This window comes from Xanthobacter variabilis (assembly GCF_043831965.2).
In the GTDB taxonomy this organism is placed as follows: domain Bacteria; phylum Pseudomonadota; class Alphaproteobacteria; order Rhizobiales; family Xanthobacteraceae; genus Xanthobacter.
In genome coordinates, this window is sequence record NZ_CM195533.1 from 113,278 (window position 1) to 137,913 (window position 24,636).

Annotated in this window: 25 protein-coding genes and 2 riboswitches; of the genes, 16 read left to right on the plus strand and 9 right to left on the minus strand. The window is 68.0% G+C overall.

Features of this window, described 5'->3' with window-relative positions; translation table 11 throughout:
* Positions 1–69 precede the first annotated feature (69 nt).
* From V5F26_RS00505 to gcvPB, 6 genes are all read left to right on the plus strand, one after another.
* Positions 70–951 (plus strand): hypothetical protein, encoded by an 882-nt coding sequence (locus tag V5F26_RS00505; protein ID WP_394946651.1) that lies wholly within the window; start codon positions 70–72, stop codon positions 949–951.
* 151 nt (positions 952–1,102) lie between these two features.
* Positions 1,103–1,207, plus strand: a riboswitch (glycine riboswitch).
* A gap of 3 nt (positions 1,208–1,210) precedes the next feature.
* Positions 1,211–1,310, plus strand: a riboswitch (glycine riboswitch).
* A gap of 68 nt (positions 1,311–1,378) precedes the next feature.
* Entirely contained in the window at positions 1,379–2,542 is a 1,164-nt protein-coding gene (gene gcvT, locus V5F26_RS00510) for a glycine cleavage system aminomethyltransferase GcvT (RefSeq protein WP_394946652.1), read from the plus strand.
* A 3-nt stretch (positions 2,543–2,545) separates the two neighbouring features.
* Positions 2,546–2,923: a glycine cleavage system protein GcvH gene (gcvH, locus tag V5F26_RS00515; protein WP_234050921.1), complete on the plus strand. Its 378-nt coding sequence runs from the start codon at positions 2,546–2,548 to the stop codon at positions 2,921–2,923.
* Positions 2,904–3,401 carry an OsmC family protein gene (locus V5F26_RS00520; protein WP_394946653.1) on the plus strand — a complete coding sequence of 166 codons (498 nt, stop codon included), beginning with the start codon at positions 2,904–2,906 and terminating at the stop codon, positions 3,399–3,401. Before gcvH ends, V5F26_RS00520 begins: the two co-directional genes overlap by 20 nt.
* Before the next feature lie 9 nt (positions 3,402–3,410).
* Positions 3,411–4,754, plus strand: coding sequence for an aminomethyl-transferring glycine dehydrogenase subunit GcvPA (gcvPA, locus tag V5F26_RS00525; RefSeq protein ID WP_394946654.1), 1,344 nt, complete (start codon positions 3,411–3,413; stop codon positions 4,752–4,754).
* 38 nt (positions 4,755–4,792) lie between these two features.
* Complete coding sequence (gcvPB, locus tag V5F26_RS00530) at positions 4,793–6,358, plus strand: aminomethyl-transferring glycine dehydrogenase subunit GcvPB (RefSeq protein WP_394946655.1); 1,566 nt, start codon at positions 4,793–4,795, stop codon at positions 6,356–6,358.
* Between the two features lie 516 nt (positions 6,359–6,874).
* On the opposite strand, the gene V5F26_RS00535 is transcribed toward gcvPB, so the two are convergent.
* Positions 6,875–7,081 (minus strand): hypothetical protein, encoded by a 207-nt coding sequence (locus tag V5F26_RS00535; RefSeq protein WP_394056228.1) that lies wholly within the window; start codon positions 7,079–7,081, stop codon positions 6,875–6,877.
* A gap of 161 nt (positions 7,082–7,242) precedes the next feature.
* Here V5F26_RS00535 and V5F26_RS00540 point away from each other — a divergent pair, with 161 nt between their 5' ends.
* Positions 7,243–7,851: an SAM-dependent methyltransferase gene (locus tag V5F26_RS00540; protein ID WP_394946656.1), complete on the plus strand. Its 609-nt coding sequence runs from the start codon at positions 7,243–7,245 to the stop codon at positions 7,849–7,851.
* A 57-nt stretch (positions 7,852–7,908) separates the two neighbouring features.
* On the opposite strand, the gene V5F26_RS00545 is transcribed toward V5F26_RS00540, so the two are convergent.
* Positions 7,909–8,367, minus strand: coding sequence for a carboxymuconolactone decarboxylase family protein (locus V5F26_RS00545; protein ID WP_234050927.1), 459 nt, complete (start codon positions 8,365–8,367; stop codon positions 7,909–7,911).
* Positions 8,368–8,430: 63 nt separating this feature from the next.
* Between V5F26_RS00545 and V5F26_RS00550 the strand changes: the two genes are divergently transcribed.
* The gene (locus tag V5F26_RS00550) at positions 8,431–8,919 is read left to right on the plus strand and encodes a MarR family winged helix-turn-helix transcriptional regulator (protein ID WP_234050928.1); all 489 of its coding nucleotides are present in this window, start codon (positions 8,431–8,433) and stop codon (positions 8,917–8,919) included.
* Here the strand turns inward: V5F26_RS00550 and V5F26_RS00555 are convergent.
* The 3 genes from V5F26_RS00555 to V5F26_RS00565 all read right to left on the minus strand — a co-directional run bounded on the left by V5F26_RS00555 (position 8,901) and on the right by V5F26_RS00565 (position 12,099).
* The gene (locus V5F26_RS00555) at positions 8,901–9,662 is read right to left on the minus strand and encodes an ABC transporter permease (RefSeq protein WP_234050929.1); all 762 of its coding nucleotides are present in this window, start codon (positions 9,660–9,662) and stop codon (positions 8,901–8,903) included. The two genes, V5F26_RS00550 and V5F26_RS00555, sit on opposite strands and share 19 nt — an antisense overlap.
* Positions 9,659–10,564: an ABC transporter ATP-binding protein gene (locus tag V5F26_RS00560; protein ID WP_394946657.1), complete on the minus strand. Its 906-nt coding sequence runs from the start codon at positions 10,562–10,564 to the stop codon at positions 9,659–9,661. Before V5F26_RS00560 ends, V5F26_RS00555 begins: the two co-directional genes overlap by 4 nt.
* 593 nt (positions 10,565–11,157) lie before the next feature.
* On the minus strand, positions 11,158–12,099 hold the full coding sequence (locus V5F26_RS00565) for a TIM44-like domain-containing protein (protein ID WP_394946818.1): 942 nt from the start codon (positions 12,097–12,099) through the stop codon (positions 11,158–11,160).
* A 223-nt stretch (positions 12,100–12,322) separates the two neighbouring features.
* On the opposite strand from V5F26_RS00565, the gene V5F26_RS00570 reads away from it, so the two are divergent.
* Positions 12,323–13,339 (plus strand): hypothetical protein, encoded by a 1,017-nt coding sequence (locus V5F26_RS00570; protein WP_234050931.1) that lies wholly within the window; start codon positions 12,323–12,325, stop codon positions 13,337–13,339.
* A 27-nt stretch (positions 13,340–13,366) separates the two neighbouring features.
* Here V5F26_RS00570 and V5F26_RS00575 read toward each other — a convergent pair whose 3' ends face one another.
* Positions 13,367–14,074, minus strand: coding sequence for a DUF1013 domain-containing protein (locus tag V5F26_RS00575; protein ID WP_394056218.1), 708 nt, complete (start codon positions 14,072–14,074; stop codon positions 13,367–13,369).
* 338 nt (positions 14,075–14,412) lie between these two features.
* Here V5F26_RS00575 and ispH point away from each other — a divergent pair, with 338 nt between their 5' ends.
* Genes ispH through rnhA form a run of 3 tightly spaced genes read left to right on the plus strand, consistent with a single transcriptional unit; the run spans position 14,413 to position 16,826 of the window.
* The gene (ispH, locus tag V5F26_RS00580) at positions 14,413–15,393 is read left to right on the plus strand and encodes a 4-hydroxy-3-methylbut-2-enyl diphosphate reductase (protein ID WP_394946658.1); all 981 of its coding nucleotides are present in this window, start codon (positions 14,413–14,415) and stop codon (positions 15,391–15,393) included.
* 3 nt (positions 15,394–15,396) lie between these two features.
* Complete coding sequence (locus V5F26_RS00585; protein ID WP_394946659.1) at positions 15,397–16,359, plus strand: homoserine kinase; 963 nt, start codon at positions 15,397–15,399, stop codon at positions 16,357–16,359.
* A complete protein-coding gene (gene rnhA / locus V5F26_RS00590) occupies positions 16,356–16,826 on the plus strand; it encodes a ribonuclease HI (RefSeq protein ID WP_234050935.1) in 471 nt (156 codons plus the stop codon). Before V5F26_RS00585 ends, rnhA begins: the two co-directional genes overlap by 4 nt.
* A gap of 215 nt (positions 16,827–17,041) precedes the next feature.
* Here rnhA and V5F26_RS00595 read toward each other — a convergent pair whose 3' ends face one another.
* The 3 genes from V5F26_RS00595 to V5F26_RS00605 form a co-directional block, all read right to left on the minus strand.
* On the minus strand, positions 17,042–18,172 hold the full coding sequence (locus V5F26_RS00595) for a polyamine ABC transporter substrate-binding protein (protein WP_370640661.1): 1,131 nt from the start codon (positions 18,170–18,172) through the stop codon (positions 17,042–17,044).
* A gap of 198 nt (positions 18,173–18,370) precedes the next feature.
* A complete protein-coding gene (locus tag V5F26_RS00600) occupies positions 18,371–19,765 on the minus strand; it encodes a glutamine synthetase family protein (RefSeq protein WP_394056213.1) in 1,395 nt (464 codons plus the stop codon).
* Positions 19,766–19,974: 209 nt separating this feature from the next.
* Positions 19,975–20,316 (minus strand): rhodanese-like domain-containing protein, encoded by a 342-nt coding sequence (locus V5F26_RS00605; protein WP_394946660.1) that lies wholly within the window; start codon positions 20,314–20,316, stop codon positions 19,975–19,977.
* Positions 20,317–20,614: 298 nt separating this feature from the next.
* Between V5F26_RS00605 and V5F26_RS00610 the strand changes: the two genes are divergently transcribed.
* The 4 genes from V5F26_RS00610 (at position 20,615) to V5F26_RS00625 (ending at position 24,199) form a co-directional block, all read left to right on the plus strand.
* The gene (locus V5F26_RS00610; RefSeq protein ID WP_394946661.1) at positions 20,615–20,989 is read left to right on the plus strand and encodes a hypothetical protein; all 375 of its coding nucleotides are present in this window, start codon (positions 20,615–20,617) and stop codon (positions 20,987–20,989) included.
* A gap of 175 nt (positions 20,990–21,164) precedes the next feature.
* Positions 21,165–22,139: an ArgK/MeaB family GTPase gene (locus V5F26_RS00615; protein ID WP_394946662.1), complete on the plus strand. Its 975-nt coding sequence runs from the start codon at positions 21,165–21,167 to the stop codon at positions 22,137–22,139.
* 167 nt (positions 22,140–22,306) lie between these two features.
* A complete protein-coding gene (locus V5F26_RS00620; protein ID WP_394946663.1) occupies positions 22,307–23,632 on the plus strand; it encodes a cell wall hydrolase in 1,326 nt (441 codons plus the stop codon).
* Between the two features lie 18 nt (positions 23,633–23,650).
* Positions 23,651–24,199 carry a GNAT family N-acetyltransferase gene (locus V5F26_RS00625; RefSeq protein ID WP_394056206.1) on the plus strand — a complete coding sequence of 183 codons (549 nt, stop codon included), beginning with the start codon at positions 23,651–23,653 and terminating at the stop codon, positions 24,197–24,199.
* Positions 24,200–24,636 lie beyond the last annotated feature (437 nt).

Genomic DNA, 24,636 nt, shown 5'->3' on the forward strand with positions numbered 1-24,636 from the left:
CGCACGGTGCGTTCATCGTACCGTTTGGTATAACCACGCCATATGGATAAGCCTATGGAGATGAGCGACATGGGACGCCAACTGGCAAGCGACACGGCCCCTGCGCCGGCAGGAACCTCCGCACGCGGCCTCGTCGGCTTGGCCCTGGCGCTGGCCCTGGCCGGATGCGCCTCGGGCGAGAACCTCGACGGCAGCTTCGGCGCCCAGGATACGGGCGTCGCCACGGGTAATGCGGCGGGCGTGAACAGCGCCGCCACGCCGGCCCTCACCGTGGGCACCGGCGCCAATGCCGTCACCTATGCCTGCCCGAGCGTGACCGTGCGCACCGGGGCCGGCACCTGGCAGGTCACGGAAGGTGGCGCGCTGCGCTACCAGGGCAATGTGGGCCAGCTGGCCCGCGAATGCGCCATCGCCGGGCAGACCATGACCGTGAAGGTCGGCATCGAAGGCCGCGTGCTGCTGGGCGAGAAGGGCACGCCGGGCACCGTGCGCGTGCCGATCCGCGTCGCCGTGGTGGAGGAAGGCCCCAACCCCAAGACCGTCACCACCAAGTTCTTCACGGTGCCGGTTGAAATTCCCGCCGGCCAGCAGCAGTCCGCCTTCACCGTGATCGAGGACCAGCTCAGCTTCCCGCTGCCCAAGCCCGACGAGGTCGAGCGCTACGTGGTCTATGTGGGCTACGATCCGCAGGGCGAAAAGCCGAAGCCCGCGGCCTCCTCCAGGCCGCGCAAGCCCAAGCCGAAGCCCGCCGCCGAGACGGCCGCGCCGGCCGCTCCGGCCGCGGCCGCGCCCAAGCAGGATCCGGGCGCGCCCAGCAGCGACGTGTTCGGGCCGCCGCCCTCCGGCCCCTCCAGCAGCGGGTCGAGCCATAGCGGAAGCAGCAGCGGCTCCAGCAGCGGCGGCTTTGCCCCGCCGCCCTCCTCGGGTGGCTTCGAGCCCCCGCCGAACTGATGACGCGGGGCGAAAGCCCTCCGCATCGCTGCGACCAAGGTCGGCGTCCGCCCCCGGTTGACGCCGCCACGGTTTTTCTTATTGTGCGATTGACGTTGTCTATGAAGCGGAATCGGAGCCTTGGTTTCCGCCGCTTCTGGCATCGTCTCGGATGATCCCTGCGGGAGAGACCGGCTGCGCGCCACCAGCGGGCAGAACCGGCGCCGAAGGCGCAACCGCCCCGGAACCGCTCAGGCCAAAGGACCGCAGGGGGACGACGCTCTGGAAAGCAGCCGCGGCACGCGCCGGCGGCTCACCGAAGGAGTAAGCCGCGCCAGTCCAAACGGCGCGGTGAAATCTCTCAGGTTCCGCAGACAGAGGGGGCGCCCGAAGGACTCAAGGTTTCCGAACCCGGTCCCCCAACCTGGCGCTATCCCCCGGAGCTGCGATGACGCACGCCGTCGACCCTCTCCTCAAGACCCTGTTGCACACCACCCCTTTGTTCGCCGCCCATGTGGCGCTCGGGGCGCGCATCGTGCCGTTCGCCGGCTATGAGATGCCGGTCCAATATCCAGATGGCATCCTGGCCGAGCACGCCTGGACCCGCGCTCATGCGGGCCTGTTCGACGTCTCCCACATGGGACAGGCGATCCTGGAAGGGCCGGACCACGCAACCTGCGCCCGGGCCCTCGAAGCCTTGGTGCCGGCGGACATCTTGAACCTGGCGCCCGGCCGCCAGCGCTATTCCCAGCTCCTCGACGCGAGCGGCGGTATCCTCGATGACCTGATGGTCACCCGCCCGGCTGACCCGAAGGAGGATGGCCGCCTGCTGCTGGTGGTGAACGCCGCCTGCAAGGCCGCCGATTTCGAGCACATCTCCGCCCATCTGCCGGCCAATGTGCGCCTGGCCCCCCTGCTCGACCGCGCCTTGATTGCCCTTCAGGGCCCCGAGGCAGCGGCCGCCATGGCGCGCCATTGCCCGGAGGCCCTGGCGCTCGACTTCATGGCCGCCGGCCCCGCCAGCTTCGACGGCATTCCCGTCCACGTCTCCCGCTCTGGCTATACGGGCGAGGACGGCTTCGAGATCTCGCTTCGGGCCGCCGATGCCGAGAAGGTGTGGAGCGCGCTGACGGCCGAGCCGGAAGTGAAAACCATCGGCCTCGGCGCGCGCGACAGCCTGCGCCTGGAAGCCGGGCTCAGCCTTTACGGCCACGAGATCGACCCCACCACCTCGCCGGTGGAAGGGGGCCTTTCCTGGTCCATCCAGAAGCGGCGGCGCGCCGAGGGCGGCTTTCCCGGCGCCGCGCGCATCCAGCGCGAGCTTGCGGAAGGCCCCGCGCGCCTGCGCGTGGGGCTAAGGCTGGACGGGCGCGCCCCGGCCCGCGAGGGGGCCGAAATCCTCCATGAGGGCGTCCAGGTGGGCGTGGTGACCTCCGGCGGCTTCGCGCCGACGCTGGGGGCGCCCATCGCCATGGGTTATGTGCCACCGGCGCTCGCCGCGCCGGGCACGAAGCTCGAGCTTCTGGTGCGCGGCAAGCCGCTGGCCGCCACCGTCACCCCCCTTCCCTTCGTGCCGACGCGCTATGCGCGCAAATCGTCGAAAGAGGCCTGAAGCATGACCATCGTGCGCTACAGCAAGGACCACGAATATGTGCACGTCGACGGCGACGTGGCCGTGGTCGGCATCACCTCTTATGCCCAGGGCCAGCTCGGCGACATCGTGTTCGTGGAGCTGCCCGAGCTCGGCAAGGTGGTGGAGCAAGGCAAGGAAGTGGCCGTGGTGGAGAGCGTGAAGGCCGCCAGCGAGGTCTATGCCCCCGTCTCCGGCGAGGTGATCGAGGTGAATGCGGAGCTGGAAGGCAATCCCGGCCTCGTGAACCAGCAGCCCGAAGTGGACGGCTGGTTCCTGAAGCTGAAGATCTCCAACCCCGCCGAGCTGGACGGCCTGATGGACGAAGGCGCCTACCAGGCCCTTGTCGAGAGCCTCGGCTGAGGCCATGGCCGGCGACTTCCGCGCCACCATCCGCTGGAGCCGGGAGGCCGAGGTGTTCACCGACGGCCTCTATTCCCGGGCCCATCTGTGGGTCTTCGACGGCGTGGAGGTCCCCGGCTCGTCGGCCCCCTCCTCCGTGCGCCTGCCTTATTCCCGCGCGGATGCGGTGGACCCGGAGGAAGCCCTGGTGGCGGCCACCTCCAGCTGCCACATGCTGTTCGCCCTGGATTTCGCCCGCCGGGCCGGCTTCCGGGTGGACAGCTATGAGGACGCCGCCCAGGGCGTGATGAGCCCCAATGATGTGGGCAAATTCTACCTCTCCCGCATCACCCTGTCGCCCATGATGGTGTTCTCCGGCGACAGGCGGCCCACCGATGCGGACGTGGCCGCCATTCATCATCAGGCGCACGCGGAATGCTACGTGGCCAATTCCCTGCGCGCCGAGATCATCATCGATTTTCGCTATCTGACGGTGTGAGACCTTCTCATGCGTTACCTTCCCTTGACCGCCGAGGACCGCGCCGAAATGCTGGCGCGCGTCGGCGTGCCCTCCATCGACGCTCTGTTCGCGGACATTCCGGCGGACAAGCGCACCGCCGCGCTGCCGGACCTTCCTCCCGCCCAGGGCGAGATGGAGGTGGAGCGCGCTTTGTCCCGCCTCTCCGCCCGCAATGTGGCGGCGGGCGCGGTGCCCTTCTTCCTGGGCGCGGGGGCCTATCGGCATCATGTGCCGGCGACCGTGGATCACTTGATCCAGCGCTCGGAATTCCTCACCTCCTACACGCCCTACCAGCCCGAAATCGCCCAGGGCACGCTGCAATATCTGTTCGAGTTCCAGACCCAGGTGGCGGAGCTCACCGGCATGGAGGTGGCCAACGCCTCCATGTATGACGGCTCCACCGCCGCCGCCGAGGCGGTGCTGATGGCCCACCGCGTCACCAAGCGGCGCAAGGCGGTACTGGCGGGCAATCTCCACCCCCATTACCGCGCCACCATCGAGACCGTCTCCCATTATGCGGACGATACGGTGGAGGCCCTGCCGCCCAGGCCGGAAGGCGGGGAGGACCTGATTTCCGCCATCGATGGAACGACCTCCTGCGTGGTGGTGCAGAGCCCCGACGTGTTCGGCAATCTGGTGGACCTGAAGCCCATCGCGGAGGCCGCCCACGCGGTCGGCGCGCTGCTGGTGGCCGTGTTCACCGAGACGGTGTCGCTCGGCCTTGTGGAGCCGCCGGGCGCGCAGGGCGCCGACATCGTGGTGGGCGAGGGCCAGTCCTTGGGCAATGCGCTGAATTTCGGCGGGCCCTATGTGGGCCTGTTCGCCACCCGGCAGAAATATGTGCGCCAGATGCCCGGCCGCCTCGCCGGCGAGACCGTGGACGCGGAAGGCCGGCGCGGCTTTGTGCTGACCCTCTCCACCCGCGAGCAGCACATCCGCCGCGAGAAGGCGACCTCCAACATCTGCACCAATTCGGGCCTGTGCGCGCTCGCCTTCACCATCCACCTGACGCTACTGGGCCAGCAGGGCTTCACCCGCCTCGCCACCCTCAACCACGAGGCCGCCTGTGATCTGGCGGACCGGCTTCAGGCTGTGAAGGGGGTGAGTGTGCTCAACGCCACCTTCTTCAACGAATTCACCGTGCGCCTGCCAGTGCCCGCCGCCGAGGTGGTGGAGAAGCTGGCGGCCCGCGGCATCCTGGCCGGCGTGCCCTATTCGCGCCTCGCGCCCGGCGCGGGGCTCAATGACCTGCTGCTGGTGGCCGCCACCGAGGTGACCACGCCCGAGGACCGCGCCGCTTATGCCGCCGCCCTCGCAGAGGCGCTGGCGTGACCCGCGCCCGCCGCACATCCCCCTTTCGGAGCTGAGCCATGAATCGCGAAGGCCGCGGCGCCACCGCCCCCGTCACCCCCCTTACCCCCGCACCGGAAACCTTCACCGGCAACCGAGCGCTGGATCTGGAAGAGGGCCTCATCTTCGAGGTGGGCCGCCCGGAAGTGTCCGGCGTGGACCTGCCCGAGCCCAAGGGCACCGCCCATCGCCTGGGCGGCCTGAAGCGGGCGGCGGAGCCCGAGCTGCCCGGCCTCTCGGAGCCGGAGGCCATGCGCCATTATGTGCGCCTGTCCCGCATGAATTACGGCATCGACAGCGGGCTGTTTCCGCTGGGCTCGTGCACCATGAAGCACAATCCGCGTCTCAACGAGAAGATGGCGCGCCTTGAGGGCTTCGCGGACGTGCATCCGCTGCAGCCGGTCTCCACCGTCCAGGGGGCGCTGGAGCTGATGGGCGAGCTGTCGCGCTACCTGCTGGCGCTCACGGGCATGGCGGCGGTGGCGCTGCCGCCCAAGGCCGGCGCCCATGGCGAGCTCACCGGCATGATGGCCATCAAGGCCGCCCATCTCGCAAAGGGCTCGACCCGCAACATCGTGCTGGTGCCCGAGAGCGCCCACGGGACCAATCCGGCCACCGCCGCCCTTATCGGCTATCAGGTGAAGGCCATCCCCGCCCGCCCCGACGGCACCGTGGATGCGCAGGCCGTGCGCGACGCGCTGACCCCCGAGGTGGCGGCGCTGATGCTCACCAATCCCAACACCTGTGGCCTGTTCGAACGCGACATCGTGGAGATCGCCGCCGCGGTGCACGCGGCGGGCGCCTATTTCTACTGCGACGGCGCCAATTTCAACGCCATCCTGGGCAAGGTGAAGGTGGCCGATCTCGGCGTCGACGCCATGCACATCAACCTGCACAAGACCTTCTCCACGCCCCATGGCGGCGGCGGTCCGGGTGCCGGTCCCGTGGTGCTCTCCCCGGCGCTCGCCCCTTTCGCCCCGGTTCCGGCGCTGGTGGCACAGGACGGCACCCTCACGCTGGTTGAGGAGAAGGGTGCGGCGGGGGCCGAACGGGCACTGGGGCGCATGAGTGCCTTCCATGGCCAGATGGGCATGTTCGTGCGGGCGCTCGCCTGGATGCTGTCCCACGGTGCCGATGGCATGCGCCAGGCCTCCGAGGACGCGGTGCTCTCCGCCAATTATGTGCGCGCGAGCCTCATGGACCTCATGACCGCCCCGTTCGCCGAGCGCACGGCCATGCATGAGGCCCTGTTCGACGATACGTGGCTCGCCGGCACGGGCATCAGCACCCTGGACGTGGCCAAGGCCCTGATTGACGAGGGCTACCACCCCATGACGGTCTATTTTCCGCTGGTGGTGCACGGGGCCATGCTCATCGAGCCCACGGAGAGCGAATCGAAAGCCTCCCTCGATTTGTTCATCGGCGCCTTGCGGGACCTCGCCATGGCGGCGAAGGCGGGGGACAAGGAGCGCTTCCTGGGTGCGCCCCATTACGCGCCGCGCCGCCGCCTGGACGAAACCCGCGCGGCCCGCACCCCGGTGCTGCGCTGGGTGAAGCCCGCGCCACTGTCCGAAGCGGCGGAATGAGCGACAAGGGGGTGGCGCCGCGGCCATATGACCGCCTGCCATCCTCCGCGCCGACGCGGACGGAAGGTCGCGCCTTCCGCTCAGCGTGAGCGTCATCGAGCGACGTGGGAACCGGCTCGCTCGAAAATGACGTCAAGATTCGGCACGAGGGTCTTCTGCCTCGGTCCGCGCCCCGCCTGAGGGATGGGCCCCGCCCTCCCGAAAGCCGCAGCTTCCCCGCTTTACGGGGAAAGGGACCGGCCATGGCCGATCGGCCCCTCCGGCCACCACGTCCTCATACGATAAACCGGGCCGGAGCCGCGGCCCGCGCACCACGCCGCGTAAAAGCGACTTCCCGAACCTGCGGCCCGAGGCACCCCGCCGATCAACAACAGAAAAGGCCGGTGAGCGATGCTCATCGGCCTTCTGGCATTCTGGAATCATCGGACCGGCGCAACTCCCCGCCTCGCCGCGGCGCGGTGGTCTCGCGGCGGCGTTCAACGGCGGAAGCGCGCTTTCAGCGCTGCGGGCTGGTGGTCACCCCCGCTTAGCAGTCATGGCGATGATTCGCTTCGCCACGAACAGAGAAGCGGGAATCGCGAGCAGCGCACCGACCGCGGCGGCAATGGGAATCGCGCGCATGTCCGTCTGCGCCGGGCTCGGCACGGCAAGCACGAGAATGACCAAGCTGCCGGCGAAAGCGACGGACAGGATCACCCAGATGAGACTCGCAATCTTCAGCATGGCACCACCTCGTATTTAGAGGCCCTCAATATATTGCCAAAAGAGCATGGTTTCTTGACCTTGATCAATAAGGGGGCACCCCTGCGTCACCTCGCCCTATGGGCTTATGCCCGCTGGGGCACTCCCTTGCGTGAGGGGGCGCATGGACGATCGGAGTGGATATGACCGCCTTCTGGGACCAGCGATACGCGCGTGAGGACTATCTCTTCGGCGTTGCGCCCAATGCCTTTTTGGCGCGCCAGGCCCCGCGCCTGAAGGCGGGATGGCATGCCCTCGCCATCGCCGATGGAGAGGGCCGCAACGGCGTGTGGCTGGCTGAGCAGGGGCTCAGCGTGCATTCTGTGGATTCTTCCGCCGTGGCCCAGGACAAGGCCCGCCGCCTCGCCGCCGAGCGGGGCGTGGAGCTGCAGCTGGAGCTGGTGGACCTTTCCAGTTGGGCCTGGCCCCTCGCCGCTTATGACGTGGTGGTGGGCATCTTCATCCAGTTCCTGCCGCCCGAGCAGCGCGACCAGATGTTCGAGCATGTGCGCAAGGCGCTGAAGCCCGGTGGCATGGTGCTTTTGGAGGGCTACCGGCCCAAGCAGGTGGAATACCGCACGGGCGGCCCCTCCACCCCCGAGAATCTCTACACGGAAGAGCTGCTGCGCGCGGCTTTCGCCGGATTCGAGATCGTGGAGCTTTCAAGCTATGACGCGGAGATCGCGGAAGGCAGCGCCCATTGCGGCATGTCGGCGCTGATCGACCTGGTGGCGGTGAAGCCCGGCGCCTGATGCCGGCCTGTCGGCCCCGGAGCCAAAGGCCCTCTTCCGCGAAGAGGGCCTTTTTCGTCACACCGGCGGGGCGAACTTGAAGGCCATGCCGATGCGGTTCCACGCATTGATGCCGGCAATGGTCACCGTGAGATAGAGCGCCTCGCTCTCCGAAAACTCCTCCCGCAGGCGCGCCCAGGCCTCGTCCGAGGCCGGCTCGCCGTCCAGCAGAGTGAGGGCTTCGGCAAAGTCGAGCGCGGCCTTTTCCCGTGCCGAGAACAGCTCGGCATCGCGCCAGGCGGCCAGAAGGTCCAGCTTGGCTTCCGACACGCCGGCCTTGCGCGCCACGCCCAGATGGAACTTCAGGCAGAAGGCGCAGCCATTGAGCTGGGAGGCGCGCAGCTTCACCAGCTCGGTCAGCCCCTTGTCGAGCCCGGCGGCATCCACCGCCTTGGTGAGGGCGCCAAGGCCGGCATAGACGTCCGGCGCCTTGGCGGTGAAATCCTTGTAGGTGGGGCGGGAAAGGGGATTGGCCACGACTGGTCCTCACACTGCGGACGGGATAATATCAAAGCTCGAATATTATATCAGAGCTTTGACATGGGTGACAATCCATCTCCGCCGGCCGCCGGCGAGGGCAAGCGTGGCACCGAGGGCCACCTGGGCTACCTGTTGCGGCAGGCCGCCACGGCCTATCGACAGCGCATGGAAAAGGCGCTGGCAGACCTAGGCGTGACCGCCCCGCAATTCACCCTGCTGACCATGCTGAACGCGTATCCCGGCCTCTCGGGCGCGGACCTTGCCCGCATCGCGCTGGTGACACCCCAGACGGTGAGCGTGATCCTGGCGAATCTCGAACGCGCCAACCTCATCCGCCGCACTCCCCACGGCCGGCACGGACGCATCCTGCAAGCCGCGCTCACGCCAGCCGGCCAGCAATTGCTGATTGAGGCACGCGAGCGGGTCCACGCCCTCGATCCCGGTTTGAGGGCGGGTCTCACCCCGCGGGACGAAGCCGTGGTGCGCCAGTGGCTGGCGACGGTGGCGCAGATATCCCCGGATGAGGACTTTCAGCTCTTCAGCCGGTAGCCGGTGCGGAACATCCAGCTCACGATGAGCAGGCAGATGGCCAGGAACCCCAGCGTCATGCCGAAGCTCACCTCCACCGCCACGTCGGACAGGCCGAAGAAGCTCCAGCGGAAGCCGGAGATGAGATAGACGACCGGGTTGAACAAGGTCAGCGTGCGCCACACCGGCGGCAGCATGTCCAGCGAATAGAAGGTGCCGCCCAGGAAGGTGAGCGGCGTCACGATCAGCATGGGGATGAGCTGCAGGCGCTCGAACCCGTCGGCCCAGATGCCGATAATGAAGCCGAACAGCGAGAAGGTGACCGCCGTGAGCACCAGGAAGCCCAGCATCCAGAACGGGTGCCGCACCTCCATGGGCACGAACAGCGCCGCCGTGGCGAGGATGATGAGGCCGAGCAGCACCGATTTCGTGGCCGCCGCCCCCACATAGCCGCACACGATCTCGAACGGCGACACCGGCGCCGACAGCACCTCATAAATGGTGCCGGTGAAGCGCGGGAAATAGATGGCGAACGAGGCGTTGGCGATGGACTGCGTGAGCAGGGTCAGCATCATCAGGCCGGGCACGATGAAGGCACCATAGGCCACATGCTCCACCTGCGCCATGCGCGCGCCGATGGCGGAGCCAAACACCACGAAATAAAGGGAAGTGGAGATCACCGGCGACACCACGCTCTGCAGCAGGGTGCGCTTGGTACGCGCCATTTCGAAGCCGTAGATGGCGCGGATGGCTTGCAAATTCACGGGTGCGGCCTCACGAGGCTGACGAAAATATCTTCAAGCGAGCTTTGCGCGGTGCGCAGGTCGTCGAAGCCGATGCCGGCGGCGGCGAGATCGGAGAGCAGCCGGCCGATGGGCGGCTCGTCCTCCGCCCCCTCGGCGCCATAGCTGTAGGTGAGCTTGCGGCCGTCCGCCGAGCGGACAAGGCCATAGGATGCGAGCGCTTCAGGCACCTGCTCCAGCGGAGCGGACAGCTCAATGGTGAGCTGCTTCTGCCCCAGCTTGCGCATGAGCGTCGCCTTGTCCTCCACCAGGATGATCTCGCCCCGGTTGATGACACCCACCCGGTCGGCCATCTCCTCGGCCTCCTCGATATAGTGGGTGGTGAGGATGATGGTGGTGCCCTTGTCCTTCAGGGCGCGCACCAGGCGCCACATGTCGCGCCGCAGCTCCACGTCCACGCCGGCGGTGGGCTCGTCGAGGAACAGCACTTCCGGCTCGTGGGAGAGCGCCTTGGCGATGAGCAGGCGCCGCTTCATGCCGCCCGAGAGGGTCATGATCTTGGCGTCGCGCTTCTCCCACAAAGAGAGGCTCTTCAGCACCTGCTCGATGTAAGCGGGGTTCGCCGCCTTGCCGAACAGCCCGCGCGAAAAGCTCACCGAGGCCCATACCGTCTCGAACGAATCGGTGGCCAGCTCCTGCGGCACCAGGCCGATGCGGGAGCGGGCGGCGCGATAATCGTCCACGATGTGATGGCCCGCCACCCGCACCTCGCCGGACGTGGCGTTCACCAGCCCGCAGATGATGGAAATGAGCGTGGTCTTGCCCGCGCCATTGGGCCCGAGCAGAGCAAAGATCTCGCCGGGCGCGATCTCCAGGTTGATGTTCTTCAGCGCGCTGTGACCGGTGGCATAGGTCTTCGACACAGCACGCACACTGACGACGCCGCGCCCCGACGAGGCGGCCGGAGGAGCGGAGGGCGTTGCGGAAGGCAAGGACGCGGCTTGAAGCATGGCTGGGGCATGACCTGAAGCACGGCGCCGCGAGCAGCAGGGCTCACGGCACACGGAACGGGGCGAAATCCGAAGCGCTTTCGAGCGAGCGGGATCTCGGCTCGCGTGAAGAAAACGCATCAACTCAAGGATTTGAAGCATGCCCTTGTTTCCGTGAAACACGGGAATGCTCGGAACGGCACGAAACGCGGCGGGGATATGGCTCAGGCCGGTCGCGGCCCTCGCTCCGGCCCCGCCGGCCGGAAGGAAGCCCGCCATGGCCCCCTTGCATGCCTGGGGTTAGATCACGCCCCGCCCTTCGGGAAAAGCCCCCTCAGGGAAAAGCCCCACCGGCAGGAACGGCTCCCCGGCGCCGCCCCGCGGCCGGCCCGAAAGAAATGGCGCGAAGGCACGGCTCAGGAAACGCAAAAAGAAAAAGGCCAGGGCGACGCCCTGACCTTTTGCACCTGCGCCTTCCCTCCGACCAAGGCTGGCCGGAGAACGGCTTGCAGCGGGCCGGCGCCCGATCACACCGGCTGCATGGCCGAAAGCCGCCAGGGGCCGCCGGCCTCGCGCACGAAGGTCCACAGCTCGGTGCTCTGGCCCGGCCGGTCGCGGTCGCCGGAGAGGAAGCGGCCGGTGGCACGATCCACCACCACGTCCCGGCTCTCATAGCGCATGGCCACGGTGGCGTATTCCAGCATGCCCTCGCGCCAGGCTTCGGCAATGTCGCCCTGCAGCAGCTTCACATCCGAAACCTCGTTGCGCACGCCGCGCGCGGCATTGGCCTTCATCTCGTCCGCCATGAAGGCGAACACGTCCGGCGTGGTGCGGGCCTTCAGGGACTCCTCGTCCTCGCGGCCGAACGCGGTCTCGATCTCGCCCAGCAGGCGCTCGAAGGTGTCGAGATCGGCGCCGGTCACGCCAATCTCATCCACCGGCCCGCGCCGGGGCTGAGCCGGTGCAGCAGTGGGGGATGAGGTGTGAGAAGAGCCCATGGCGCCCGGCCAGCCACCGCTGCCGCCCGGCGCCGCGGTGCGGCCATAGGCCCCGGCGGGAACCGGCTGCTGCTGGCGGCGGAAGAAGCGGATGGCGAGCATCACCACCAGCGCCAGTAGCGCGCCCTGGAGCAGCAGGCCCAGGAAGCCGGCGAAGCCACCCAGCCCATGGCCCAGCAGCATGCCGATGATGCCGCCGATCAGCAGGCCGCGCATCAGCCCGCCCGCAAGCCCGGAGCCGAAGAAAGACGAACGCGGCTGCGGCCGGGCGGCGCTGGCCGCCGGATTGGTGCTCGGCGTGGTCGAGCGCTGCAGCGGCGCCGTATTGGGCGCCGTCGTGGTGGGCGGCGGGGCGGAATAGGTGCGCGTGCCACGGCTGCCGGCGGACATTCCGCGCTTGGCCTCCGCCGTATCCGTCACCATCACGCTCAAGGCGGCGATCATCGCCACCACAGCCAGAATCGGCCTCATACCCACGAACAGCCCTCCCTTCGGCCTTGCCAGGTTCCTCGGCATCACGCGGAACGCTCCTCCGGAAAGGACATTTCCGGCACGCGCCTCCACGCCCCGCGCATCATTCCGCAGGGGAATGGCGTTCATATGGGGTGTCCCGGGCAGGATTGCGAGGGGTATGGGTTCTGAACGGGTGGATTTGGTCTATGAAGGGTCACCCGTCGTCCAAAGCGGATCGCCCATGTCGTTCCGGAACCCCATTTTGTCACGGCGCGGCGCCCTGCGCGCTGCCCTCTCGGCCACCACCTGCGCCCTCGGCCCGGCGGCTGCCCTTCGTGCCCTGACCGGCCCCGCCCGCGCGGCGGAGGACAAGGCCGCGCCCCTGGGCGTCACCGTGCGCAACCAGAGCACGGCGCCAAGCTGCAACGGCCCCGAGAATGTGGCCCTGACCCTGGTTTCTCCGCAGGTGCGCCGGTTCCGGGTCGAGGCGCGGCACCCGGCCTATGTGCACACGCTGGTGACCGACCACAGCGTGCCGGCCTATCTCGCCTGCCCGCCCGCCCCCGCCGCGGCGACGGCTTCCAGCCCCAAACCGGCCACCGCGCGCCGGGTCACCCTGCACGAAACCCCCGAGCTGACGGTGGTGGGCTATGTCCTGCCCGATGCCGGGCGGCGTGCCGAGGTGCCCTTCCGGGTGGCGGAGGCCGCAACCCCCGGGCTCGACAAGGTGGAACTGTGGCTGAAGCCAGCCGAGCGCGGCGCCACGGTGATCGAGCTGTTCCTGGCCGACGGCTCCTGGCGCCTGCGGCCGCTGCCGCCGCCTCCCTTGGCCACCAGCGCCTTCAGCGCCTCAGTGCTGGTGGGCCCGGTGGCACAGGAGGAACGCCTGCTGGTGAAGCTGAAGGAAGTGGGCTTCGCGCCGCAGGCCCGGGCTTTCACCCTGCATTTCGCCGATGGCGGATCCGCCCGCGTGCATTTGGCGGGGCTCGATACCGAATCCCTCGCCCTTGAGGCGGAATTCAGCGACGGGCTGACGGCGCCGTTCGCGGCCGTGCGCGCCCATTATGCGGTGGAGAGCGAGGCGGACATCACCCGCGTGGCGTGGCGCACCGCCTCCAGCGCCCCATTTGGCGAAGCTCCGGTGATGAGCTTCGACGACGCCTCGGATGTGACCCTGCTGTGGGCCGGCCGGCTGGCCCCGGCCCGTCCGGCGCTCACCGCGCCGGACCTGGTCTTCACTGGCTTTACCGGCGCCTGAGGGCGCCGGTTGAGGCCGAGGCGGGGATCACTCCTCGTCTTCGTCCTGCTCCTCGGTCTTCTTGGAGCCGCCGAGCTTGGCGAACACGGTTTCCAGATCGAGGGATTCCCGGCCACGGCCGGTGGGCTCCTCCTGCTCCTCGGCGGTGGTGATGTCCACCGGCAGCAGGGTGGCGCCGCGCCCCTCGGCCGCGAGGGCAGCAGGCCGGTCCTTGGCGGCGCGCTGCACTTCCAGGTCAAGGTCGATCTGGCTGCACAGGCCCAGCGTCACCGGGTCCATGGGCGAGAGCTGGGCCGCGTTCCAGTGGGTGCGGTCCTTGATGGACTGGATGGTGGACTTGGTGGTGCCCACCAGGCGGATGACCTGCGCGTCCTTCAGCTCGGGGTGGTTGCGCAGCAGCCACAAGATGGCGTTCGGCCGGTCGTGGCGGCGGGAAACGGGCGTGTAGCGCGGGCCGCGGCGCTTCTTCTGCTCCGGCAGGCGCACCTTGGATTCCAGCAGCTTCAGGCGACGGTTGGGGTCCTTCTCCGCCAGGGTGATCTCATCACGGGAGAGCTGGCCGGAGGAGATGGGATCGAGCCCCTTGATGCCCTGCGCCACCTCGCCGTCCGCGATGCCCTTCACCTCCAGCGGGTGGAGCTTGCAGAAATCGCCGATCTGCTCGAACGACAGTGCCGTATTGTCCACCAGCCAGACAGCGGTGGCCTTGGGCATCAATGGGGTATTCGTCGACATGGCGGCCTCTGAGGCTTGGGTTCGTGCTCGTCAGGTTCGTCTCGCGCGCCATCGGGGCGCGCGGTGCGGCGCGTGGAGCGCTGCGGATGGGCATGTGCGGGCTCGCTTGCGCGCCCCCTTCCCCAGGGGCTGACCGCGAAACACATCGCAATGTCCAGGATCGCATCAACATACTCATCCCGGCCGCGACTTGCAAATGCCGCCGCGCGGCACCTGCCCGCAAAACAGGCGCCACCCCGCGCGCCCAAAGGACGGGCAAGCCCGCCCGCCACGCGGCGCTTGACAGTTGGCCCGGCGCGTTCCCTTCTGCCAGAATGCCGCAAACGGACCCCACGGCCATGGACGCCGCCTCGACGCCCCTCAGCAAGCCCCCCCTTCAGATCCTGCTGTGCGCCCCGCGCGGTTTCTGCGCCGGCGTGGTGCGGGCCATCGAGGCCGTGGAAGAGGCCCTGAGGCGCCATGGCGCGCCGGTCTATGTGCGTCACGAGATCGTGCACAACAAATATGTGGTGGAAGCCCTGCGCCGGAAGGGCGCGGTGTTCGTGGAGGAGCTTTCCGACGTGCCGGACACCACCGCGCCCGTCATTTTCTCCGCCCATGGCGTGCCCAAGAGCGTGCCGGTGGAGGCCGCCGGCCGCAAGCTGTTCGCCATCGACGCCACCTGCCCCCTCGTCACCAAGGTCCACCGCGAGGCGGAGGTGCACCACCGCAAGGGCCGCCACATCCTGCTGATCGGCCACCGGGGCCATCCCGAGGTGGTGGGCACCATGGGCCAGCTTCCCGAGGGCGCCATCACCCTGGTGGAAACGCCGGACGACGCCCGCACCGTGGCGCCGCCCGCCGGCGCGACCCTGGCCTATGTCACCCAGACCACCCTTTCGGTCGACGACACGGCCGGCATGGTGAAAATCCTGCGCTCGCGCTTCCCCGACCTTGTCGAGCCCCACAAGGAAGACATCTGCTACGCCACCACCAACCGCCAGGAGGCGGTGAAGCAGGTGGCGCCCAAGGTGGATGCGCTGATCGTGGTGGGGGCGCCCAATTCGTCCAACTCCCAGCGCCTGCGCGAGGCGGCCGAGCGCGCCGGATGCCCGCGCGCCTTGCTCGTGCAGCGCGCCGGGGACATCGACTGGGCCAGCCTCGGCCCCATTTCCCGGCTCGGGCTCACCGCCGGCGCCTCCGCTCCCGAGGTGCTGGTGGAGGAGATCATCGACGCCTTTTCCGAACGCTTCTCGGTGACGGTGGACACCGTGACCGCCACCGAGGAGGACGTGTTCTTTCCCCTGCCGCGCGCCCTGCGGCCGGATGCGGCGGAGTAAGTCGTGGCCGTCTATACTGACGTTTCTGCCGCCGAGATGGCGGATTTCATCGCCCGTTACGACATCGGCACCCTCACCTCCTTCCACGGCATCGCGGAGGGGGTGGAGAACTCCAATTTCCTGGTGCAGACCACGGGCGGCACCTTCATCCTCACCCTCTATGAGAAGCGGGTGGCGCGGGGCGACCTGCCCTTCTTCGTCGGCCTCATGCAGCATCTGGCGGCGCGCGGCCTCTCCTGCCCGCAGCCGGTGGCACGGCGCGACGGAACCGTTCTGGGCGAGCTCGCCGGGCGCCCGGCGGCCATGGTCACCTTCTTGCCCGGCGTCTCGGTGCGGCGCCCCACCGCCCATCATTGCGCCGAGCTGGGCGCGGGCCTCGCGCGGCTGCACCTCGCGGGCGCGGACTTCACCATGGAGCGGGCCAACGCCCTCTCGGTCGCCGGCTGGCGCCCGCTGTTCCAGGCCGCCCACGGCGCCGACAGCCTCGCGCCCGGCCTCACCGACACCATCGCGGAAGAACTCAAGACGCTGGAGGGGGATTGGCCGAAGGGCCTGCCCTCCGGCATCATCCATGCCGATTTGTTCCCCGACAACGCCTTCTTCCTGGACGAGCGGCTGTCCGGCATCATCGACTTCTATTTCGCCTGCACCGATGCGTTCGCCTATGACGTGGCCATCTGCCTCAATGCCTGGTGCTTCGAGACGGACGGTTCCTACAATGTCACCAAGGGCCGCGCCCTGCTGTCCGGCTATGCCGCCTTGCGCCCGCTGAGCGAGATCGAGGTGACCGCCATGCCGCGCCTGGCCCGCGGCGCGGCGCTGCGCTTTCTGCTCACCCGGCTGGTGGACTGGCTGAACGTGCCCGAAGGGGCGCTGGTGAAGCCCAAGGACCCGCTGGAATATCTCAAGAAGCTGCGCTTCCACCAGCAGGTGGCCGGCGCCGAGGATTACGGCCTCATTCCATGAAAAAGTCAGTCGAGATCTTCACCGACGGGGCCTGCTCCGGCAATCCGGGCCCCGGCGGATGGGGCGCCCTTTTGCGTTTCGGCGCCAATGAGAAGACGCTCAATGGCGGCGAGCAGCTCACCACCAACAACCGCATGGAGATGACAGCCGCCATCAGCGCCCTGGAGGCACTGAAGGAATCCTGCGCGGTGGAGCTGCACACCGACAGCCAGTACCTGAAGGACGGCATCACCAAATGGGTGCACGGCTGGAAGCGTAACGGCTGGCGCACCGCCGACAAGAAGCCGGTGAAGAACCAGGATCTGTGGGAGCGCCTGGACGAGGCGCTGAAGCGCCACGAGGTGCACTGGCACTGGGTAAAGGGCCATGCCGGCCACCCCGAGAACGAGCGCGCCGACGAACTGGCCCGCGAGGGCATGGCGCCGTTCAAGATGAGACGGGCAATCGGCGGATCGCAGGGCGCCTGAACGCCCGGACCTGCGGCACCGGCGCGTGTGCGCGTTTTTCGCGGATGCGGAAACGTTCCGAGGGCATGGCATTGCGTTCTTTCTCAACGCCGGCGCCACCCCCTGTCCTCCAAAAGCGCCAATGAGCTGAATGCAAAGAAAAACCCTTCCGGCCTGAGCCGGAAGGGTCGTTGAAACGTCTCGACGCGGATCGAAGCGCGGCGCCGCAGCGCAGCTCACTTGCCGCGCTTGAAGTCGTTCCAGGTCTTGGTGATCACGCGCTGCAGCTTCGGATCGTTGGTGGTCACGATGAAGAGCCGCGAGAACACCTCCTTGTCCGGATAGATATTCGGATTGTCGAGGATGTCCTTGCTGATCAGCTTCTGTGACGCCAGGTTGCCGTTGGCGTAGGAGATGTAATCGGTGTTCTTCGCCGCCACTTCCGGACGCATCATGTAGTTGATGAAGGTCAGCGCCTCATCCACATGCTTGGCATCCTTCGGAATGGCGAAGTTGTCGAACCACATGAGCGCGCCCTGCTTGGGGATCACATAGGCGACGTTCACCGGCGTGGTCTTGGTCTTCTCGGCGGCTTCCTGGGCGCGGGTCTTGGCCTGGAACACGTCGCCCGACCAGCCCACGGCCAGACAGATGTCGCCGCGCGCCAAGGCATTGATGTAGCCCGAGGAGTCGAACTTTTTGATAAACGGCCGGATCTTCGCGAGCATCTCGCCGGCCTTCTTGATGTCATCCGGGTTCTTGGAATCCGGATTGAGGCCGAGATAGTTCATGGCGGAGGGAATCACCTCCTCCGGGCCGTCCAGCATGTAGACGCCGCAATCCTTCAGCTTGGAGAGGTTCTCCGGCTTGAAGACGATGTCCCAGGTGTTCATGGGCACGTCGCCAAGACGCTCCTTCACCTTGTCGACATTGTAGCCGATGCCGGTGGTGCCCCACATATAGTTGACCGCGTGGGCATTGTCGGGATCGTAAGCGGCAAGGCGCTTCTCGATCTCGGGCCATGCATATTGCAGGTTCGGGATCTTGGACTTGTCGAGCGGCATGAAGATGCCAGCCTTGATCTGCCGCTGCAGGAACGTGTTGGAGGGCACCACCACGTCATAGCCGGTCTTGCCGGCGAGCAGCTTGGTCTCCAGCACCTCGTTGCTGTCGAACACGTCGTAGCGGACCTTGATGCCGGTCTCCTTGGTGAACTCCTCGATCACCGTCGGGTCGATATAGTCCGACCAGTTGAAGACGTTGACCACCTTCTCCTGGGCGAAGGCCGGACCGCCAAGGACCATACCGGCCCCGAGCGCGACGCCCAGCCCCACTCCGAAGACAGCCGCTTTGATAGCGCTGCTCATCCGCTCTTCTCCTCTGAGAGACGGCGGGATTGTCCCTCCCGCCCGCATGAAAGAGGCTATTGCGTCCCGCTGGGGCTCTCAACCGGAAAAGTCAAAAGCCCTCAGCAAAAAGCATTAGCTCGGCCGACGCCCGGGTGACCGGGGCCCGGAAAAGGAAAGAGAAGGCGAATGCGGGTGCATGTTCGACTTCTCCTGACATCATAGATAGGTTTCGTATTCCAGCGGCAGGATGACGCGCGTGAAGGCCGCCAATTCTTCCTCCTTCATCACCGCATACACCCTGCGGTATTCCTCGCCGAACGCCTTGGCGATGAAGGGGGAGGCGCGAAAGCGGGCGACCGCGTCGGCCATGGAAGGGCTCAGCTGCGGCGCCTCGTGGTCATAGGCGTTGCCGGCCAGAGGCGGCGGCGGCTCGATCTTCTGTTCAAGTCCCTCCAGCATGCCGGCCAGGATGGCGGCAAGCACGAGGTGCGGATGCGCCTCCGCGCCGGCGATGCGATGTTCCAGCCGCCGGGCCTGGGGCGGACCATTGGGCACGCGCACCGCCACCGAGCGATTGTCATAACCCCATGTCACCGAAACCGGCGCATAGCTGCCCGGCACCAGCCGGCGATAGCCGTTGAAGCTGGGCACGAACAGCAGGGTCGAATCGAGCATGGTGGCCAGAAGGCCACCGGCGGCGTGGCGCAGCGCGTCATCACCCCCGTCCGGCCGGGCGAAGAAATTGCCGCCGTCCTTGTCCACCAGGCTCACATGCACATGCATGCCATTGCCGGCGAAATCCACCAGCGGCTTGGCCATGAAGGTGGCGCGCAGGCCATTGCGCCGCGCCACGCCCTCGATGAGGCGGCGGAGCAGAATGGCATCATCGGCGGCCGCCATGGGGTCGGCGCGATGATAGAGATTGACCTCGAACTGGCCGGGCGCGGCTTCCGAAATCACGGTGTCGGCGGGCAGCCCCTGGGCCACGCAGGCCTCGCGCACTTCGTGCAGCACCGGCGCGAAGGCATCGAGGTCGGACATGGAATACATGTTCTGCCGCGGCTGCCCCGTGGCACGGAACACGGGCTCCGGCGCCTCCCCGGCCTCACCGGGCTTCATCAGGTAGAACTCAAGCTCGAACGCGACGCAGGGGGTGAGGCCCAGCGCGTCAAAACGGGAAACGATCTTCGCGAGCTGCTGGCGCGGATCGAGCCGCCAGGGGCGCCCGCTCGGCGAGCCATCGGGCTCGAACATGGTGATGAGCACCTGGGCGGTGGGGCGCGAGGCCCAGGGCACCGGCTTCAGCGTGCCGGCCACCGGCCAGCACAGGCCGTCCTTGTCGCCGGTTTCCAGATGGATCTCGGTCGCCTCCACCTCGCAGCCCCACACGTCGAGACCGAAGATGGACAGCGGAATGGCGACCCCATCCTTCCACACCTTGCCGATGGAGGTGCCGGGCAGCCATTTGCCCCTGAGGACACCGGACGTATCCGGTAGCAGGACCTCCACCACGTCGGGGGTGCCGAAGGTGTTCAAATAGGCCGCGGCCTCATCCTTCGGCGCGCCTTGCGCCGCAGGTTCGAGAGGCTGGCCGGACGCAGATGCCGGCATGATGCTCCAGGCGACTGGTTGCAGGACCTCCATCCAAGCGCGAAGCCGCGAAAGCTTCAAGCGTCACGATGGCCTTCCGTGCGATCCGCGTTCACCGGAGTGCGCCGGACGGGTGCGCGAACCGGGCCCTTGTTCAGGATCCCGTGAGCGCGGGCCCGTCGATGCCGGGGCCGGGGCGGGCTTCGCGCGCCGCCCCGCGGGCAAACGCCTCAGCCGCGCTCGATGTCGAAGCCGGCGGCCTTCCAGGCCATGATTCCACCCTGCATGTGCTCCTCGAACGGCAGGCCGGCGCGCTGCGCCGCCGCCAGCGCCTGCTGCGAGCGCTGGCCCGAGCGGCAGGAGAACACCAAGCGCTTGCCCGCCGGATCCGGCAGCGGCTCCACGCCGAGACGGCTGAGCGGCACGTTCGCGGCGCCGGGAATGCGCTCGGCGGCGACTTCGTTCAGCTCGCGCACGTCCACCAGCAGAATGGTGCCATTGGCCATTCCGGCCTTCACGTCGGCGGGGGTCAGATGGGTCACGACCCCACCGAAGGGATTTCTTTCGCTCATGAATGCGACGTCCTCGAAAAGAAGCGCGAACCCTGCACCCGTCTTATGCTGCAACGCAAGTCCAATGACGCCGCGCATGCCCCATGCACAACCTGTGATGGTAATACGCCTCCAATAAACCCCATGGGCCCGCATGTGGAAAAGTCGGGCCGCCGCGCCAAGGCCACAGCCAAGCCTGATCTTCGTCAGACTCTTTGCTCATGTGCCGTTCATGTTGGCCTTGGTAAACCGCCCTTCGTCATCAGATCTGTGCCCCTCGCACACGGGCCTGACGGGAAGGGGATGACAGGAAAAGATCATGCTGATCCGCGCCGGGCTGGTCGCCCTCATCCTTGCGGGCTCTTTCGCGGGCTTCGCCCCGACAGCGCAGGCGCAGAACAATTCCGCCTCCGGAGGGCTCATGGGCGGCGCGACGGGCTCCAGGATCGACCTGCCGTCGAACCGCCAACCCCCGCCGGCGGATTATGTGCCCGGCGCGGACAATGTGCCGCCGGCCGATTACGTGCCCGGCGCCGATGGCGCGCCTCCCGCGGACGCCGCCCCCGGCCCCGGTTCCACGCCGCTGCCGGCCTATGCGCCGCAGGTCTACTATATGTGGGGGCCCGATGGGCAGTGCTACATGCAGGGGGCGAATTGGGAGACGGTTCCTGTTTACCGTCGCTACTGCGAGTGATCCAACAGGACTGTTGATCGGTTCCGTTCCCCCGCACGGTTCCGATCAATGGGAAGGCGCCGGCTCTTCGCCGGCGCCTTTTCCATTTCAAGGGCCCGCCATCCTCGCCCCAGCCACCCACGCCCCAGCCACCCTTGCCGCTGCCCCCTGGTCCCGCGGCGGCAAAGCTGCTCAGATGGTGGATAAACCATTCGTCCGATTCTTCTGGGTGCTGCGCTTCGTGTTGAACCTGCCCGATCTCGATGCTCTGCGGAGCGGCGGCAAGCGGACCGTCGCCTTGGCCCTCGCCGCGGTGGAGACCCGGCGCGGCCAGCCGGACCTCGTGACCCTGCTCGATGCCGCGGCCAAGGCCGGCAAGGCCCACGTTTTGGGCCTCACGGGTCCGCCCGGCGTGGGCAAGTCCACCCTCACCAACGCCCTCGTGCATCGCGCCCGCGCGGCGGGGCAGACGGTGGCGGTGCTCGCCGTCGACCCCTCCTCCCGCCGTACCAAGGGCGCCCTCCTCGGCGATCGCGCCCGCATCCAGACGGACCCGGAGGACCGGGGCGTGTTCGTGCGCTCCATGGCGGCGCGCGACCGGCTCGGTGGCCTCTCTGACGATGCCATTGCGGCGGTGGCGCTGCTGCGGGCCGTCTATGACCTCGTGATCGTGGAAACCGTGGGCGTCGGCCAGTCGGAGGCGGACATCTCGCTGGTGGCGGACACTGTGGTGCTGTGCATCCAGCCCGCCTCGGGCGACAGCCTGCAATTCATGAAAGCGGGGGTGATGGAGCTGCCGGACATCATCGTGGTCACCAAGGCGGACATGGTGGAGGTCTCCCGCCGCGCCGCCTCGGAGGTCGCCGGCGCGCTCTCCCTTTCGGGGGGCAGCGAGGCCTGGAAGGTGCCGGTGATCCGCCTTTCCGCCGCCAACGGCGAGGGCCTCGATGCCTTCGACGCGGCGGTGGACAGCCATCGTGCCTTCATGGCCGCCGAAGGCCGGCGCGAGGCGCTGCGGGCGGCGCAGGAAAGCAAGTGGGTGGAGGAGGCCATCAAGGTGCGCTTCGGCACCCATGGCCTCGGCCGCGCCCGCAGCCTTGCCACCACTGCGTGCACTCCCTTCGCCAAAGAAGCGGAATTGGCGGCCCGGTTAACCTCCGATCAACGGTGATCGGTCAATGTTCTTGTCTGTCGCCGGCACGCAACAGCCGGCGCGCTAAGGGCGCTTTCCCGCGGGCCGCGACACGCACCGCGCAGGGCGCATGAATGCGATCATCCCCGGCATGTGCCGCGAACCAACGCGGCCGGCCCGGCAATGAGCGGACGAGGGCAGAACCCATGGCTTCTTCGGATGTGTGGCGGCGCGCGCTGCCGCTCGTCGTCGCCGTCGGCGTGCTCACCCCGCAGCCGCGGGCACCGAAGGCGGGCGAGCTGGGGCTGATGGACCGCCCGGGCGCGACGGCTCTCCTCTCCGCCCCCCTTGCCGCGCCCATGCGCACCCTGAAGGTCGCGACCCTCGATTTGCCCCAGCCCATCGGCACCATGCCGTCCGTCCCCGAGCTGCCGGCGGAGGCGAAGGCCCCGGCGCCGCAACCCGCGCGCGCCCTCACCGCCGACCGGGACTATCAGTATCCCCCGCCTTTGGTGATGGGTGACCCCGAACCCGCAGCGCCCGAGGCGGCGCCGATCCGGGTCGCCAGCCTCACGCCCGATCCGGCCCCCATCGCCGCCAGCCCGGCGGCCACGGAAGAGCCCGCAGCGTCGACGGCGGACGACGCCTCCGCCATTCCTACCGTCGCGGATACGGCGCCGGCCGCCAGCGCTCATCTTGAGCTCGCTCTCGACCTGCTGCTGGAACTGCCAGTGATTCAGGACGATGGCGCAGGCCTTGCGGCCTCGACCGCCTTCGGCCCGGATTTCGACGGCATGGAAGCCGCGGATGTGGCCCTTCCGGCTGAGCCCGAAATGGTTCCCGACGAGAGCGCGCCCAGCAACGCCTTGACCGAGGTGTCCCCCGGCGAGGCGTCCGCTCCCGCCGTGCTGCACGACACCCGCACGGTGTTTGCCAGCGATCCGCGCCAGTTCCCGCCGCTGGCCTTTGAATACCACGCCTTGGCCGACCAGGGCTTCGTGCCCCAGCCGCTGGCCCCACCGACGCCCGCCCCCGCCTTGGCCCCCGCCGTGGTGGAGCAGAGCGCCGAGCGCGACGGTATCTGGCCCTCTCCGGCGCAGCGCCTGGGCCTTGCCGGCGCTGGCCTCGCCCGCGCCCAGAAGTGCCTGGCGGAAGCCATCTATTTTGAGAGCCGGGGCGAGCCGAAGCGCGGCCAGATCGCGGTCGCCCAGGTGGTCGTGAACCGCGTATTCTCCGGCTATTACCCTGCGGATGTGTGCGGCACGGTCTATCAGAACGCGCACCGCCACCTCGCCTGCCAGTTCACCTTCGCCTGCGACAATGTGAAGGACGTGATCCGCGAGCCCGACATGTGGGTGCAGGCCAAGCAGATTGCCGCCGACATGCTGGACGGCAAGCTGTGGCTCGACAGCGTCGGCCGTGCCACCCACTATCACGCTTATTGGGTGCATCCGAGCTGGGTGCGGGAGATGAACAAGCTCGACCGCATCGGCGTGCACACCTTCTACCGCCCGCGACGCTGGCAGGGCTGAAGGCGCGGCGGGGGGGCCATGATCGAGAACAGCTTTCTGGCCCGCCCCCATCCGGCCTTCCGCGAAAGCTACATCGCAGCCCTGCGGGAAGGCTTCGTGTGGGCCGCCCGCGCGCCGCTGGCTGACGACGCCATCGCCTTTGCCGCCAGCCACTTCCCCGATTATCTGCGCCGGCTGGATGAGGACGGGCAGATGCCCAAGCCCGGCGGACCGGCGCTGAGCGGCGTGCCCGCAAACACCTTCTGGCTGGTGAGTGGCACAACCTTCATCGGCGCGGTGAACATCCGCTCTCGCGTCGATACCCCGGCCCTCACCCATTTCGGCGGTCATGTGGGCTATGCGGTGCGCCCCTCGCTGCAAGGGCGCGGCTATGGCCGCCACCAGCTGGCGCTGGCGCTCGATATCTGCCGGGGCATGGGCCTCAGCGTGCCGCGCCTGAGCTGCGCCGAGGACAACCACGCCTCACGCCGGGTCATCGAGGCCAATGGCGGCCTGCTGCTGCGCCGCTGCCCGCCCGCATGGTACGCACCCTACCCATTCCGCCTGTACGAGATCCCTCTGCTGTAGCCGGCCGCGGGGTGGCCGCGTCCCTGCTTCTCAATCGGGCCTGCCCGACAAGTGGCGTAGCGAAAGCAGTCGATGAAAGCAGCTCATCGCCACTCAGCAGCGGGGCGCAAGCGCCTCCTCCCCAACCCAAGTCCCGCAGATTGGCACCCCGGAATTAGAGCCCCGGTCTCGGCGCCGCGAACCTGGTCGTGAGAACCTGGTCGTACGAACCTGGTCGTACGAACTTGGCGCCCCGAACTTGGCGCCCCGAACTTGGCGCCCCGAACTTGGCGCGACCAGAACGCCGCTTCCGCGCGGGACCGAAACTCCGCCCCAGGGCATGGCGCCGTCCCGGAGCGCGTTCGAGCGAAGCGGATGCCGGCTCGCCTCAGGAAGACGCGTGAACGCGATGCGCCGGAGCTCCTTCCATTTCCGCGACGGGAGCGGCGGCACGGCGC